The following is a 15,684-nucleotide window of genomic DNA, read 5'->3' on the forward strand; positions in this document are numbered from 1 at the left end:
GCTTTACGATAACAGAAATGCGCGTGTTATAACTTCGCTATTACGCAATAAGCTTAATAACCTGCTGCTTGGCCGTCTTTTCTCGATTCAGAGGCGCCGTAGTAAACTTTTTCTTTATCGTCCCACATAATTGCTTGATAGCCACCGTATCCGCCGACATCAAAACCCACTTTATGTCCGCGTTGCATTAACCCGCGCACGGTTTGGTAAGGAATATCAGACTCTATAACGAGTTGGCCGCCATCAATTAAGGTTTTGCCATTCCCTTCAGTCGGTTCAGTTGAACCATAATGCTGCCAGCGTGTCGCGTCGCCAGCTTCTTGTAGATTCATACCAAAATCAACAATATTGGTCACTATTTGCACATGCCCTTGCGGCTGCATTGCCCCACCCATTAAGCCAAAACTAATAAATGGTTTTTTATCTTTCATCACAAAAGCAGGAATAATAGTATGAAAAGGCCGTTTGTTCGGTTTATAGGCATTAGCATGGCTTTCATCCATAGAAAATAACTGGCCTCGGTCTTGAAAAACAAAACCTAAACCCGGCACCACAACGCCTGAGCCCATACCACGATAGTTACTTTGGATAAGCGAAACCATATTGCCATCTTTATCTGCCGTGGTTAAGTAAATGGTATCACCTTGATACATGGCAGGATTACCGGCATCAACACGTTTTGCTGCGCGTTCACCGATAAGTTTTCTGCGTTCCATAGCGTATTTTTTATCAATTAAGCCCGATAGAGGCACATCAAAAAAGTCGGGATCAGCGTAAAATTTAGCTCGGTCTTCAAAAGCTAACTTCTTCGCCTCGGTCATAACATGTAGTGCTTGTTCTGACAAAAAGCCCATGCCTGATAAGTTATACGGTTCTAGAATATTCAACATTTGCAATGCCGCAACGCCTTGTCCATTAGGTGGTAATTCAAAAACGTCATAACCGCGATAATTAGTTGAAACTGGCTCTACCCAAGTTGAGCGATGACTGGCTAAATCTTCACTTGTAATATAACCACCATTAGCTTTCATAAACGCATCAATTTTGTCAGCTATTTTACCTTGATAAAAAGCCTCTCGGCCTTGCTCCGCAAGTAAAGATAAGGTATTAGCTAACTCAGGGTTTCTAAACATTTGCCCTTTGTGAGGCGCTTTGCCGTCAATAGTAAAAGTTTCTTTAAAGCTACCTGGCTGCACTGATAAACGCGGTACGCTACGGTCCCAGTAATAAGCAATTAATTCACTGACAGGGAAACCATTATTGGCGTAGTTAATGGCAGGTTTTAATATATTTTTCATTGGCATTTTGCCAAACTTTTCGTGCATTTCAAACCAGCCATCAACGGTACCTGGTACTGAAATCGGTAACATACCGTAGGGCGGTATATTGTCACGTTTTAACAAAGCCAATTCAGTTTTAAGCTTTTCGAGGGTAAGCGACTGAGGTGAACGTCCACTGGCATTAAGGCCATAAAGCTTTTGACTTTCAGCATGCCAAATAATAGCAAATAAATCACCTCCAATACCGTTACCTGTGGGTTCCATTAAGCCAAGTGCCGCATTTGCTGCTATGGCTGCATCAATTGCATTACCACCATCTTTTAAAACCTGTAAGCCAATTTGAGTAGCCAAAGGCTGACTAGTTGCCACCATGCCGTTAGCCGCGATAACTTCTGAGCGTGTGGCATGAGTTTTTCCGGTAACTCGGTCGGCATTAGCTTGCACCTGCAAGGTTATAGTTGAGGTTAATACGATCGCTATTTTACATAATGTAACCGTAAACTTACTTAGCTTAATGTTCATCTAAAACTCTCATTTTTTTAACGTGATGGTATTGATAACACGTGTAAAAAAAATCTACAAAAGCAACTCGCCAATATATCCATTTTTTAAGTTAAACAGCAGTTGGTTAACAAATAATGTATTTTGCGAGTAGTAAGCTTTATCGACCAAACAAGATTTTTATATTGATACATCCCATGAAAATGGCTTTTAGTCAGTAACAACTTGCTCATCAATAAAAAAAACGCTAGCGTGAGTTATCAAGAGTAGATCTACTAAAGTAGACTAAGTAACGACTTTTAGAGTTCTGCAATACAGACGCTATCATTGCATGTGAAATAGGAATATCCATGAATATCAGTAAAAGAACCTTCTTAAAAGCCAGTGGCGCCAGTGTAGCCACTATGGCAATTGCTGGGCAAACACTATCTTCAACTGCCCTTAGTGCGGCGAAAAATGTTCCGGTTAATGATAATAAAAATTCAACATCAATACTTAAGCCGATTACAGGTACGGTTTCCGGCATTAGTAAAGTCGAGCGACTCGAACGCATTGCTCAAGCCCAAAAATTAATGATTCAATTTGATATTTCGGCCTTGATCCTAGAACCCGGTGCGGCAATGGATTATTTTTCAGGTATACAATGGTGGCGCAGTGAACGCTTAACCGCCGTTATTATCACGCGTGAAGGTAAAGTTTCTGTTGTTTGTCCTTTTTTTGAAGAGCCAAGCGTGCGTGAAAGTTTAGCCATTGGTGATGACATTCGTGTTTGGCAAGAACATGAAAGTCCGTTTGTATTAATTAAGCACATATTAAAAGATGCAGGATTGGACAAAGGTAAAGTTGCCTTTGAAAATTCAGTACGATATTTCGTTTTAAGCGGTGTTATGGAACAGCTTTCTAACATGCAACATGTTAGTGCCGAACCTGTCACTCGTGGTTGTCGCATGTATAAAAGCCAGCACGAGCTTGAGTTAATGCACAAAGCTAACGAAGTCACTTTACTTGCCTACGCAGATGTTTTTTCTAAGCTAAAAGCAGGTATGAGCCAAAGCGATGTAAAATCTTTAATGCACAAAGCTCAAGGGCAATTAGGCGGTAAAGGTGCATGGAATATGGCACTGTTTAATCAAGCTAGTGCTTATCCGCATGGCACTAAACAAAAGCAAACATTAACCGAAGGCTCGGTTGTACTAATGGATTGCGGTTGTAATGTTCACGGTTATCAATCGGATATCAGCCGTACTTTTGTCTTTGGTGAGCCAGCCAAGCGCCAGCGTGATGTTTGGCAAACAGTAAGACAAGGCCAAGAAATTGCTTTTGAACAAGCCAAAATTGGTACACAAGCCGGTTTAGTTGATGATGCTGTGCGTGAATTTTACCAAAACAAAGGTTTTGGCCCTGGCTACAAATTACCTGGATTATCGCACCGGACAGGCCACGGTATTGGTATGGAAGGACACGAAAGCGTCAACTTTGTGCATGGTGAAACGGCTGTATTAAAACCAGGCATGTGTTTTTCTAATGAGCCCGGTATATATATTCAAGGTGAGTTTGGCGTGCGACTAGAAGACTGTATCTACATGACAAAAAATGGCCCGCAATGGTTCACTAAACCACCAGCATCGTTAGACGATCCTATTGGGCAATTAATCAAACTACAAACGCTTTAGTTTTTAATAGCTGAGTTTGACGAGTAACAATTGAATACATTTCTTTCATACTTTACCTTTGCAACCGACCTGTCGGTCGGTTAAACTGACACTATTATGTTGTTGGTATTTTAAGGTTAGCCCATGAGAGATGCAGAGCAAACTCGTCAAAAAATATTAGAAGTTAGTGCCGATGAAATCCATAAAAATGGTTTCACCGCGACTAGCTTGTCTTGTATTTTAGCGCGCTGTGAAATATCGAAAGGCGCGCTTTATCATCATTTTGCCAATAAAATGGAACTTGGCTACGCGGTATTTGAAGAAGTTTACGCGCCTGCTTTTATTGCGCTTTGGCAACCCCCTGTAGAAGCCGATGATCCCATAGAAGGCTTGTGTGAGTTTTTCAGTGCTATGTCTAAAAACATGAGTTGCGATGAACTGGTTTGCGGCTGCCCTTTAAACAACCTATGTCAAGAGATGTCCGGGGTAGATGAAGGCTTTCGTATTAGAATACTGGCGATGCAACAACAGTTAAATTTATTAATTGCCACAAACTTATCGCGAGTTAGCCACCAATTACTACCTGATCTTGATTTTAGTCAAGTGGCCTATTTTATTGTCTCGACATTCCATGGTTCTTCAAGTTTAAGTAAAAGCTCATTAAACAAAGAGTTATTCGACAAAGTTATCAAAGAACTTTGCCGTTACATGCGACAATTAAAAGCTTAATTATAAATTACCTCTTAAGTGAGGTAACAATTCTTAACACTTTATCTTCTATCTTAATCCTAAATGCTATTTACAGACCGCGCGGTCGGTATGTATAATAACCACAATTCTGATTCACTTTAATTTAACTTTATTTCCCAAGGACCATCATGAAAAAGCTCTTAGTACTGTTTGTATTACTCACAAGTTTCGGACAAAACAGTATCGCAACTGAGGCTACGCCATCGGTTTCTCCCTATCAAGTAATAGAAGTAACAGGGAATAACCTATTTACTAAAATTGCTAATAATCAAGATGCTTTAAAAAAGTTTCCAGATCTAATGCGAGATATTGTTGAACAAGAGTTAATGCCATCGGTTGATTACCAATATGCGGCTTTTAAAATTCTAGGTAAACACTTAAGAAATACCACAAAAGAGCAACGCGTAAAGTTTATTACCGCTATGCGCTCTTATTTGGTTCGTACTTACGCGAATGCGTTAACACAGTACAGTAACCAAAAAGTGTTATTTGAACCAGAAGCTAAGCTAAAAGACAATGCAAAATCAGCATCTGTTGATGTTAAAATTATCGATTCAGGTAAGCCAGATATAAAAATTACTTTTCAAATGCGCAAAGACACACAGTCGCAAGAATGGAAAGCCTACGATATGGTTGTTGAAGGTATATCATTAATTAGCAGCAAACAGTCTGAATTAAATCGTAGAATATCTGATTTAGGCTTAGATCAAGTCACGCTAGAACTCGCTTCAATCGCAAGTTAATACCAAATACTTAGCGAACTATGCTAATAAAAAGCCCGCATAACCTATTAAAGTTATGCGGGCTTTTTTAATCACGACTTATAAATATTAATCTTGAGCAGAACTAATGGTCAATTCCGTTACTTTATTCGCTTCAATATCCGCTTCAGTAAAACGTAAAGGTCTGAGTTGCGGTTGCTGTGAATATAACAAGGTTTGATCTAAGTTATGGTCACTGCCGTATTCTGACGACTGCGAATAACTCAATAAACCTCTTGCTACTGGGCCTTCATCGGTAAAGTTGACTACTGTCATCCAACTACTGCCATAATTAATATGATAACCGCTACCTTGTGCACTTAAAATAGAGTCGCTATTTTGTGCAGGGTAAACATGACGTGGTAACAATGAGCCATCATTACCTGTGCGCGTACTAAAGACATTAAAACCGCCTTCTATATTATGCGCACCAGCCCAAGGTATTTTAACGCCGGTAGCACTGCCATCGGCTAAGCTACGTTCAACAAACTGCACAGAGCCTAAGGTCGCATCTAAAGCTAAACCAGCCGATTCAACATTAATAATAGCTTGTGCAAATTGTTCTAGCGTTGTGGTGTTATTAACTAAACCACTTGGCGTTGTGGTGGCATTGTCAGTAGTAAAGCTGTTAAGCCATTGTGGATTTTTATTGAATTGAAAAGCAAACTCTCTAAATAAATGCGCTGAACTGCTACCTCTATTCATTGTGCCGTCCCACAAACCTAATGCTGTACAACCCGCGCTAATATCGACACTTTCAGCGCCAACTATAACAGCGGTACTACCTTGCGCTTGGCATATGGTTAATAGCTCTATCAGTATATTTTCAGCAAGATAGTTTCGATTATTCAATAAGGCTTGTTCTACTTCTGCAGGAGTAAATAAACCATCACTCCCTGCACTATCCACTAGTAACTTGTGTGCCATACGTGAGCGCAAAGATTGCTGATTATCGATAGCACCATACAAGGGTGAAACACCGGTTATTGGCGCATTAACATTGGTAAGCCAATAACTGTCATTTGAGTTTTGTACATAATCAGTGCCCGAATATTGTGGCGCATTTTCATATGGAACAGCTCGTTCAAAATCAAATGCAGATAAAAACCCAGGTAAAATGGTAAAGCCCGCAGCTTGCTTGGCACCAACTAGTAAAGGATTGGTGGTCATTTCATTAATTGCCGTTGCGGTTAAGTTGGGTACGGTTGAATCATCAATGTAGAAAACATTTCCTTCGCTGTCAGCAGACATTGTATTGTTAAAAATAACACCATCGTAGTCTTTAAAAGCTTGTTTGAATTCAGTCATATTTCCGGCTAAATTCATTGCTAACCAATGATCCAAAATATCAACATTACCTAAGTTAGCATCTTTAATTGCAAAGGCATTACCACCTGGGCCCCATTCAAAATTACCCGGCACCACAACCATAGGACCATGATGTGTCGAATAAGTCATTTTCGCTAATTTAATCGTTTGGCCAGGACCAACAGCAACATCGATAGCGATTTCTTTAGCTGTGATTAAACGGTTTGCTCCATCGATAACTTGCGACATTTTCGCAGGATCGCTTGGGTTTAAGGTTAACTGATAAACCACGAAATGCTCGGCAGATGAAAAGGTATGTGTCCAAGCAACATTTTCATTAAAACCAATATTTACTACACCAGGCATACCTGTCAGCGAACCACCCATTACATTCAAATGTTCAGGGATAGTGATATGAAATTGCCAAAAACGTAAGTTACCGGTATGTGGAAAGTGCGGATTAGCTAATACCATACCTTTACCGTTTTCTGTTTTATCTTTACCTAAACCCCAACCGTTTGATCCTAAATCGCTTGGGTTTTGTTCAGGGAGTGTAATTACAGGAGTCGAATTAACAACATAACTATCTACACCCACACTTTGTGGATATGGTAAAAAACTTTCTCCAGGAGGAGCTGCTAAAAACATTGGCCCAAGAAAGTTAGCCGCACCAGGCAACAAAGCAATACCAAGAGAATAAGTTAGCATATCAATATTGCTTATAGGCTGCACCCAAGGCATGTTCGCACATGCAGCATCTATATTTGCAACACCGGTTTCAGCTAAGTATTTATTATAACCTTGGGCATAACCAGATAATAACGCTTGGCTGTTAGCTGAAAGCGCATTAATATTTTGTTCTGCGTGCGCTCGAATGCCTAAGGTCAGAAAGCCAAAGTCATTAATTAAATGTGTAGAATCACCCGAGGCAGGCACCATGTCGGGGCCATAATATTTTGATCGCTGTGAATTATATTTCAATATTTGGTCAGCAAGCACACAGATATTATCATTAGCGAATGCATAACCCACACCATACGACATGCTTTCTAAGTTGTCGGCAGTAATATGCGGCACACCATAATCTGTCCAACGAATATTGGCTGATAGTACCCCGTCAGCGTCAAATGAAGGCACAGGTGTAAAAACTTCCGGCGGTACAACGGGTACTGGGTTTTCGGGTTCAGGCGTACCTATGTATGTGTAGTCACCGCCCCCACAAGCAGATAAAACTGAAAATAATCCTATGATTAAAATAGGTTTTTTTGTGTTTTTTATTGAATAATTCAAAATAAACTCCCTTTAAATTCTATTATCTTTATCGTACGTAAAACATCCTTACCTTGCCATGTTTGCACAATAAACCACCAACCTCAAACAATTATTAATGAGTGATTTCTCATGAAAAAACTTATAAATTGAATGAATAATTTGTTTTTCATGTTTGCTAACAGTAGTTAATTAAAAAAATAATTTATGTGAACTTCTAATTAAATTTATTATTTAAATAGATAAAAGCTAAAAGCATTTTTATTTAATGATTAAATAGCACTATACTGACTATATATTTGTCACCTTGTGTATAGATAATGCTTGCTCCTGCTCTGCCAGAAAATGAAGAATGTCGATTAGCCTCATTGCATTCCCTTAGATTATTAGATACTGATCCTGAAGAGCGGTTTGATCGTGTTACTCGTCTCGCAAAAAAGCTATTTAATGTCCCTATTGCTCTGGTTACTTTAGTGGATAAAGAGCGCCAATGGTTTAAATCGTCAATTGGATTAGACGCTAAAGAAACACCAAGAGACATTTCGTTTTGCGGTCATGCAATACATCAAAATAAAACATTTATCATTGAAGATACCCTAGAAGACGAACGTTTTTTCGATAATCCTCTGGTAATAAGTCTACCTAATATACGCTTTTATGCTGGCCATCCTATTACCTCACCAAGCGGCGAAAATATAGGCACCTTATGCATTATAGATATAAAAAAACGAACGTTCAGTGATGATGACCTTGCTTCACTTGCCGATTTAAGCGCTTTAATATCTGATGAGTTTATTTCATCTCAGTTAGCCACCATGGACGAACTAACCAATATTACTAATCGAAGAGGTTTCAAACGTTTTAGTCAGCACTCTATTAATATGGCCGTTAGACAAAATAATGCCTGTCATTTGGCTTATTTTGATCTTAATGGCTTTAAATTACTCAACGACAATTATGGTCATATGATAGGCGATCAAGTATTAAGAATATTTGCAGAACAACTAAAAAGTACTTTCAGAGCTTCAGATATTTGTGCCCGAATAGGCGGTGATGAGTTTGTAGTATTACTTACTGATACTCAGCTAACAAAAGCTAAGAAAGCCATAAAACGTTTTGCTTATAATTTAATTTCCGTCAGTAAACATCTTGATTTACCTTACCAAATATCTTTTGCGCACGGCATTGTATCTTTTGACCAGAAAAAACATCTAGACATTGACCATTTGCTTAATGATGCCGATAAGGCAATGTACGAAAATAAAGGCAACAAATAGTTTATTTTAGGCGGCAATATTCTCTAACTCATCTGAATTAAATCACCCTCGATATAAATTTTCAAAGTCTGGAATATTACTTTCCCAAATAGGTGTATCTTTACCAATATATTCTCGAACAGCATCAAAAAATAGCCGAGTTCTAACGGGTAAATCTCGATGCGGGTATATTGCGTACATAGCACTATAATCAGACAACTGTATATCAGTCAGTAAAGGTATTAAATCGCCGTCAATAACTTCATTGCCAATGATAAACGCAGGTAGCACAACAAAAGTAGTGCCTGAAAGTGCTTTGGCTAACAATACCTCTCCATCATTCGCACGAAACACACTTTTTATAGTTTTTTCACTTCGTTCACCGTTTTTATCAATATAGTTAATGCTAGTAACTCGCAATGAGTTACTAGTATATGTTGCAGCAGGTAGTCGTGCTAACTCATGAATGGTAGTAGGCGTGCCATAAATTTCAATAAACTCAGGTGATGCCAAAATAACAAGACGATTACGGGCCAGTTTGCGGGCGATTAAAGTCGAATCTTTCGGCTCACCAACACGAAAAGCCAAATCAAACCCTTCGGCAACAATATCGATAACACGATCATCTAAGCGTAACTCAACTTCAACTTGTGGAAAGCGTTTCTGAAAGTTATTGATTACAGGTTGTAAGTAACGTTTTGCAATGATGGTTGACGAGGTGATTTTTAATACCCCTCTTGGTTCTTGATGATAATTTTCAGCCAACCTAATGGTATGTCCGAGTAACTCTCGTAGCTCACGAGATTTTTTGATCATTTCGGCGCCAGCGGCAGTCAATGAAAATGAACGCGTTGTTCTATTTAATAGTCTTACGCCTAAATCATCTTCAAGTCGGCTGATCTGTTTTGAAATCACTGAGCGATCTATGTTTCTGCTTTCAGCAGCGCGAGAGAATGAACCTAATTCAACGACATCTAGCAACATTAATAACCGGCTTGTTGTATCCATAACTCAAACTTTTAACACTCTAATTGGTGCCAGCTTGGCACTAATGAAATTAAAAATCCATGCTTTTTATCCACATGCTTATTAAGTAACATGCACGTCATTAACCTTAAGTACCTTTTTCGAGCACAACGAGAACTATTATGAGCAAAAACATTTTTATTGCCGTCATCATCACCATAAGTTTAGCTATAACAGGCTGTACAGAAGAATCAGATCAAAAAACAGCATCGCAACCATTACAACCTATAGATGTTGCTGAGGTATTAGTGAAACCCGTACAAAATTGGCATGTTTATACTAGCCGTTTGGAAGCGCCTGAAGAGGTTGCCTTGATGCCGCGTGTTTCAGGTGTTATCGACCGTATTGCTTTTAAAGAAGGAGATAAAGTAAAACAAGGCGACTTATTATTTCAACTTGATGATCGACCTTTTGCTGCTGTTGTTGCTAGCTTAGAAGCTCAAATCATCAGTGCAAATGCAGCATTAGATCAAGCAAAAAGCGAAGCCAAACGTGCAATACGCTTAACAGAACGCAATGCTATATCAACAGAACAAGCACAAGCTCGTACTTCAACTTTACATCAACGTGAAGCTCAATTAGCTGCTTTACAAGCCCAGCTAACTTCAGCACAACTTGATTTAGAGTTTACCGCCATTCGTTCACCCATAAATGGCGTTATTTCACGGGCAAATATTACTCGTGGTAATAACGTTCTTGCGGGTCAAAGCATACTAACGTCAATCGTTTCTAATCATGAAATGTATGCCTATTTTGATATTGATGAGCGCACTTGGAATAGCTCATTTGCTGATGTTACAGCGGCTAGTAAACAGCAAGTGGTTATGCAGAAAGTAGGACAACAAAACTTCACACATGAAGGTTACATTAACTTTATTGATAACCGTATTAATGCGTCAACAGGTACTTTACGCGTACGTGCAATTTTTGAAGAACATCACAATGAAGTAAACGACCAATTACGTGCCGGATCATTTGCTCGTATTAAACTCGCTGCTAACGCTATAACTAAGCAAATAATTATTCCTGAACGCGCCATAGGCACAGACTTGAAAAATCGTTTTGTTCTTACTGTTGGAGAAAACAACATTCTAGAATACAAATTAGTTCAAATAGGTGAACGCTACGGTAAATTACGTGCGATTACTTCAGGCTTGAACAAAGGCGACATTATCGCTGTTAACGGCCCTGCTCGTGTCGGCCCAGGCATGCCGATTAACCCGACAACAGTCACTATTGACACTACCGATATCGCATTTACTTTGTCTTCAATTGACGATGTAAGCCTTGTTGCTAAATACTAAGAGCTGAACATGAAATTTTCTCACTTTTTTATCCAACGCCCCATTTTTGCGGCCGTATTGTCGCTTATTATTTTGATCGGCGGTGGTATTTCATTATTTCAATTACCGGTAAGTGAATACCCTGAAGTTGTGCCGCCTACGGTTGTTGTATCGGCTAGTTATCCTGGTGCAAATCCAACAGTTATTGCACAAACAGTAGCAACACCGCTTGAACAAGAAATTAATGGTACTGAAAACATGCTTTATATGTTTTCACAAGCAACCAGCGATGGTCGTATGACCTTAACGGTTACCTTTGCTTTAGGTACCGATTTAGACCGTGCACAAGTACAAGTACAAAACCGTGTTAACAGTGCATTGCCTCGTTTACCTGAAGAAGTACAGAGATTAGGCGTAGTCGCTGAAAAATCATCACCTGATTTAACCATGGTAGTACATTTATATTCGCCAGAAAAAACCCACGATACGGCCTATTTATCTAACTATGCGGACTTAAATATTAAAGATGAAATAGCACGTTTACCGGGCGTGGGCGACATTCGTTTATTCGGCGGTGGTAAATATGCAATGCGAGTTTGGTTAAACCCAGATGTACTTGCGTCACGTGGACTTACAGCGACTGATGTTGTAACAGCATTACGAGCTCAAAACCAACAAGTTGCTGCAGGTAGTTTAGGTGCGCAACCTATTTCGAACGACAGCCAATTTCAAATATTATTAAATGTAAAAGGCCGTTTAAACTCTATTGAAGAATTTGAACAAGTCATCATTAAAGTGGGAGAACAAGGTCAATTAACACGTTTATCTGATGTTGCGCGTGTTGAATTAGGTCAAGACTCATACTCACTAAGGGCTGAACTAGATAATCAACCTGCACTAGCAATGCCAATTTTCCAACGCCCTGGGTCAAACGCTATAGAGCTTTCTGACCAAGTGCGTGAAACCATGGCGCGCTTATCAAAAGCTTTTCCAACAGGTGTTGAATACGACATAGTATACGACCCAACCGTATTTGTCCGCGGCTCAATAGACGCCGTTATTACCACATTATTAGAAGCGATTGCTTTAGTAGTTATTGTCGTGATTGTATTTTTACAAACATGGCGTGCCTCGATTATCCCATTAATTGCCGTACCTATTTCACTTATTGGTACCTTTGCCGTAATGCAATGGTTAGGAGTGTCGATTAATACCTTATCTTTATTTGGCTTGGTACTCGCCATAGGTATTGTCGTCGATGATGCCATTGTGGTAGTAGAAAATGTTGAACGTAATATCGAAAAAGGCCTTTCACCGCTCGAAGCAACCCGTGTTGCCATGAGCGAGGTCACCGGCCCTATTATTGCCATAGCTTTAGTACTGTGCGCGGTATTTATTCCAACCGCTTTTATTACTGGCTTATCTGGACAATTTTATAAGCAATTTGCGCTGACTATTACTATATCAACCATTATTTCAGCATTTAACTCACTGACATTATCGCCAGCGCTAGCGGCTATGCTATTAAAGCCGCATGATGCAAAACCAGACGCATTTACCCGTTTGTTGAATAAGTTGTTCGGTCGTTGGTTATTTAAGCCTTTCAACCGAGTATTTAATCGCGGTGCTAAGGGTTACGAAAAACTAGTACAAAAGCTTATTCGTATGACTGTTGTTGTTATGGTTGCTTACATAGCCTTAGTTGGCGGCACCCTTAAGTTGTTTGATACTGTACCCGGTGGTTTTATTCCACAACAAGATAAACAGTACTTAGTGGCTATTGCACAATTACCTGATGCGGCAAGCCTTGATCGCACCGAAGCTGTACTGGCACAAATGCAGAAAATTGCTTTAGAGGTTCCAGGTGTTGCGCACACTGTAGCATTCCCAGGCTTGTCAGTTAACGGTTTTACTAATAGCCCTAACAGCGGCATAGTATTTACACCACTTGATAGCTTTGATAAACGTACCGATCCTAGTCAATCGGCTATGGCTATTGCTGCACAGTTAAACCAGCGTTTTGGTGCCATTGATGAGGCATTTGTTGCGGTCTTTCCACCGCCACCAATTCAAGGTTTAGGCACAACGGGTGGTTTTAAACTACAAATTGAAGACAGAGCAAATAAAGGTTTTGAAGCCTTATTTAATAGTCTGCAAGCTGTTATTGGCAAAGCGCAAAAAGACCCCGCATTAATGGGACTTTACTCAAGTTTTCGTATTCAAGTGCCACAAATGGATATTGATATTGACCGTGAGCAAGCACTTATTCAAGGTATCCCGCTAAATGAGGTATTTGACGCGCTGCAAATTTACTTAGGCTCAGTTTACGTCAACGACTTCAACTTGTTTGGTCGTACTTACCAAGTAAATGCGCAAGCCGATGCAGATTTTCGCTTAGATCCAGAGCAAATTTTAAACTTAAAAGTACGTAACCGCACAGGCAACATGGTGCCACTGGGTTCGGTATTAACTGTAACACCGGCAATTGGTCCAGACCGAGTAATGCATTATAACGGTTACCCAAGTGCAGAGCTTAATGGTAGCCCTGCGCCTGGTTTCAGCTCTGATCAAGCTCAACTAGCGATTGAAAAAGTACTTGCTGACACATTACCAGCAGGTATTGAATATGAGTGGACAGAAGTAACCTATCAGCAAGTATTGGCAGGAAACACCATGGTGTATATCTTCCCGTTAGTTGTTTTATTAGTATTTATGGTACTGGCGGCTCAGTACGAAAGCCTGCGCTTACCATTGGCGATTATATTAATCGTACCAATGACCATATTCTCTGCGTTGCTTGGTGTTTGGTTTGTCGGCTCAGACAACAACATATTCACCCAAATAGCCTTAATAGTGCTGGTGGCATTAGCCTCCAAAAATGCCATATTAATGGTCGAGTTCGCTAAAGATAGACACGACAACGGCTTATCGCACTTAGACGCCATACTCGAGGCTTGTCGTATGAGACTACGACCTATTTTAATGACATCAATAGCCTTTACTGCGGGTGTTGTACCTTTAGTATTGGCCACAGGTGCCGGTGCAGAAATGCGTCACGCTATGGGTAATGCTGTGTTTTCGGGAATGATTGGTGTGACCATATTTGGCTTATTATTTACACCTGTATTTTACATGTTGGTCACCAGTAAAAAAGCAAAAGCACAGGAGATTACACATGACTAAACTCATGCAAAAGAAGTTTAAAACAAGCTTTACGGCAAGTGCACTATTAGTCGTTGCACTTTTATCAAGCTGTGCAAGTAAAATTGATACCGTAAGCGAACAAAACCTTGTGAGTGAATTAATCTCTAAAGTAAATATTGCCGGCGAACTTACTGGCGCAGATGAAAAAAACTGGTGGAAATCGCTTGAGTCAACACAACTAAACCAGTTAGTTACAGACGCTTTAGCCAATAATTACGACTTAAAAACAAGTCAGTTAACACTGAAAAGTGCCTTGGCTCGGTTAGGTGAGCAAAAAGCACAATACCTGCCACAAGGTGGTGTTGATATTGCTACAACACGGAGTGATGTCGTTGCAACATATGATCGACAATCAAGTGCAAGTTTGGCACTAAATTGGCAATTAGATTTATTTGGCCGAGTAACGGCATTGATTGATGCAGCTAATGCATCAGCCATGAGCCAAGCTCAGCAAGTACGCTTATTACAAATAGAAATTGTCTCCTCTGTCGTAAAAGGTTTCGTGAGTTATCAAGGTAATGTTCAGAAACAAAACATCATTTCGATGCAAATTGAAGCACTAAGGCAAGGTATAGATGTTTTACAAGCACGTGTTGAAGAAGGCGTAGCAAACGATCTCGACTTAAACCGTACAATGGCACAACTTAGACAGCAACAAGCATTAATACCGGCGATTGAATATGCTAAATATCGTGATTTATCTACCCTAGCCGTACTTACGGGTCGATTAGCGCAGAATATTGCTCTAACTAATGAACAAAATATTTTAGCGCATAACTTTAATGTAACACTAAGTGATCCGAATAACGCTATTGCCTTAAGACCAGACATCAGCCGTGCGCTTTATGACTTTAGCCAAGCAAATAGCTTAAGTGTTTCTGCAAGCAAAGCATTGTTGCCCGATATTAGTTTGAGCGGGTTTGCTGGGGTTCTTAGCATTAACAGCACAGGCTTTAATGATACACAGCAACAGTGGCAAGTTGCGCCGCAACTACAGTGGTCAATACTCAGTTATCCAGCGCTTTTAGCGCAACGTGACGCCCAACAGTTTTTAAGTGAGGCCGCTTATAGTGATTACCAGCAAGTCGTACTAAAGGCGATTAGTGAGAGTGAGCTTTCTCTGCAGTTGTTGCTAAATCAAGCCCAGCAAAAAAGCTTTGCCGATCAGCGCTACCACTTTGCTAGCAATGCATTCTTACAAGCAGAAGCCATGTATCAAGAAGGTCAAATCCCCTACTTAGAGTTGTTAGATGCACGTCAGGATGTTTTAATAGCACAAGAAAATGCGGTTGATTTAACCATCTCATCCATGCTCGCGAAAGTAAATGCCTACCAGTCGTTTAACGGGCAATGGAGCTATATGTTAAGTACTACTACTAAATAGAGCTATATTG

At 39.9% G+C, this 15,684-nt stretch carries 10 protein-coding genes; 7 read left to right on the forward strand and 3 right to left on the reverse strand.

Annotated elements, in window-relative coordinates; translation table 11 throughout:
- Window positions 1–53: 53 nt before the first annotated feature.
- On the reverse strand, window positions 54–1,802 hold the full coding sequence (ggt, locus tag H4J38_RS00800; RefSeq protein WP_182128547.1) for a gamma-glutamyltransferase: 1,749 nt from the start codon (window positions 1,800–1,802) through the stop codon (window positions 54–56).
- Window positions 1,803–2,131: 329 nt separating this feature from the next.
- Between ggt and H4J38_RS00805 the strand changes: the two genes are divergently transcribed.
- From H4J38_RS00805 to H4J38_RS00815, 3 genes are all read left to right on the forward strand, one after another.
- Window positions 2,132–3,454, forward strand: a complete 1,323-nt coding sequence (locus H4J38_RS00805; RefSeq protein ID WP_182128549.1) for a M24 family metallopeptidase — start codon at window positions 2,132–2,134, stop codon at window positions 3,452–3,454.
- Between the two features lie 123 nt (window positions 3,455–3,577).
- Entirely contained in the window at window positions 3,578–4,162 is a 585-nt protein-coding gene (locus H4J38_RS00810; RefSeq protein WP_182128551.1) for a TetR/AcrR family transcriptional regulator, read from the forward strand.
- A gap of 149 nt (window positions 4,163–4,311) precedes the next feature.
- Window positions 4,312–4,926, forward strand: coding sequence for a phospholipid-binding protein MlaC (locus tag H4J38_RS00815; RefSeq protein WP_182128553.1), 615 nt, complete (start codon window positions 4,312–4,314; stop codon window positions 4,924–4,926).
- A gap of 87 nt (window positions 4,927–5,013) precedes the next feature.
- Here the strand turns inward: H4J38_RS00815 and H4J38_RS00820 are convergent, their stop codons facing one another.
- Window positions 5,014–7,545: an acylase gene (locus H4J38_RS00820; protein WP_182130040.1), complete on the reverse strand. Its 2,532-nt coding sequence runs from the start codon at window positions 7,543–7,545 to the stop codon at window positions 5,014–5,016.
- A gap of 296 nt (window positions 7,546–7,841) precedes the next feature.
- Between H4J38_RS00820 and H4J38_RS00825 the strand changes: the two genes are divergently transcribed.
- The gene (locus H4J38_RS00825; RefSeq protein WP_182128555.1) at window positions 7,842–8,798 is read left to right on the forward strand and encodes a sensor domain-containing diguanylate cyclase; all 957 of its coding nucleotides are present in this window, start codon (window positions 7,842–7,844) and stop codon (window positions 8,796–8,798) included.
- Between the two features lie 42 nt (window positions 8,799–8,840).
- Here the strand turns inward: H4J38_RS00825 and H4J38_RS00830 are convergent, their stop codons facing one another.
- Window positions 8,841–9,785 (reverse strand): LysR family transcriptional regulator, encoded by a 945-nt coding sequence (locus H4J38_RS00830; protein ID WP_182128557.1) that lies wholly within the window; start codon window positions 9,783–9,785, stop codon window positions 8,841–8,843.
- Between the two features lie 140 nt (window positions 9,786–9,925).
- Here H4J38_RS00830 and H4J38_RS00835 point away from each other — a divergent pair, with 140 nt between their 5' ends.
- From H4J38_RS00835 to H4J38_RS00845, 3 genes are read left to right on the forward strand one after another with little or no spacing between them, the layout of a single operon-like run.
- Window positions 9,926–11,107, forward strand: coding sequence for an efflux RND transporter periplasmic adaptor subunit (locus H4J38_RS00835; protein WP_182128560.1), 1,182 nt, complete (start codon window positions 9,926–9,928; stop codon window positions 11,105–11,107).
- A gap of 9 nt (window positions 11,108–11,116) precedes the next feature.
- Complete coding sequence (locus tag H4J38_RS00840; protein WP_182128562.1) at window positions 11,117–14,269, forward strand: efflux RND transporter permease subunit; 3,153 nt, start codon at window positions 11,117–11,119, stop codon at window positions 14,267–14,269.
- Entirely contained in the window at window positions 14,262–15,674 is a 1,413-nt protein-coding gene (locus H4J38_RS00845) for a TolC family protein (RefSeq protein ID WP_182128563.1), read from the forward strand. Before H4J38_RS00840 ends, H4J38_RS00845 begins: the two co-directional genes overlap by 8 nt.
- Window positions 15,675–15,684: the final 10 nt, after the last annotated feature.

The sequence above is a fragment of the Colwellia sp. BRX10-3 genome, assembly GCF_014077505.1.
GTDB lineage: Bacteria > Pseudomonadota > Gammaproteobacteria > Enterobacterales > Alteromonadaceae > Cognaticolwellia.

Bases quoted from the DNA above. Each gene is read 5' to 3' on its own strand.
- H4J38_RS00805 (WP_182128549.1), top strand. From the start codon at position 2,132: ATGAATATCAGTAAAAGAACCTTCTTAAAAGCCAGTGGCGCCAGTGTA.
- H4J38_RS00845 (WP_182128563.1), top strand. From the start codon at position 14,262: ATGACTAAACTCATGCAAAAGAAGTTTAAAACAAGCTTTACGGCAAGT.
- H4J38_RS00830 (WP_182128557.1), bottom strand. From the start codon at position 9,785: ATGGATACAACAAGCCGGTTATTAATGTTGCTAGATGTCGTTGAATTA.
- H4J38_RS00815 (WP_182128553.1), top strand. From the start codon at position 4,312: ATGAAAAAGCTCTTAGTACTGTTTGTATTACTCACAAGTTTCGGACAA.
- ggt (WP_182128547.1), bottom strand. From the start codon at position 1,802: ATGAACATTAAGCTAAGTAAGTTTACGGTTACATTATGTAAAATAGCG.
- H4J38_RS00810 (WP_182128551.1), top strand. From the start codon at position 3,578: ATGAGAGATGCAGAGCAAACTCGTCAAAAAATATTAGAAGTTAGTGCC.
- H4J38_RS00840 (WP_182128562.1), top strand. From the start codon at position 11,117: ATGAAATTTTCTCACTTTTTTATCCAACGCCCCATTTTTGCGGCCGTA.
- H4J38_RS00835 (WP_182128560.1), top strand. From the start codon at position 9,926: ATGAGCAAAAACATTTTTATTGCCGTCATCATCACCATAAGTTTAGCT.
- H4J38_RS00825 (WP_182128555.1), top strand. From the start codon at position 7,842: ATGCTTGCTCCTGCTCTGCCAGAAAATGAAGAATGTCGATTAGCCTCA.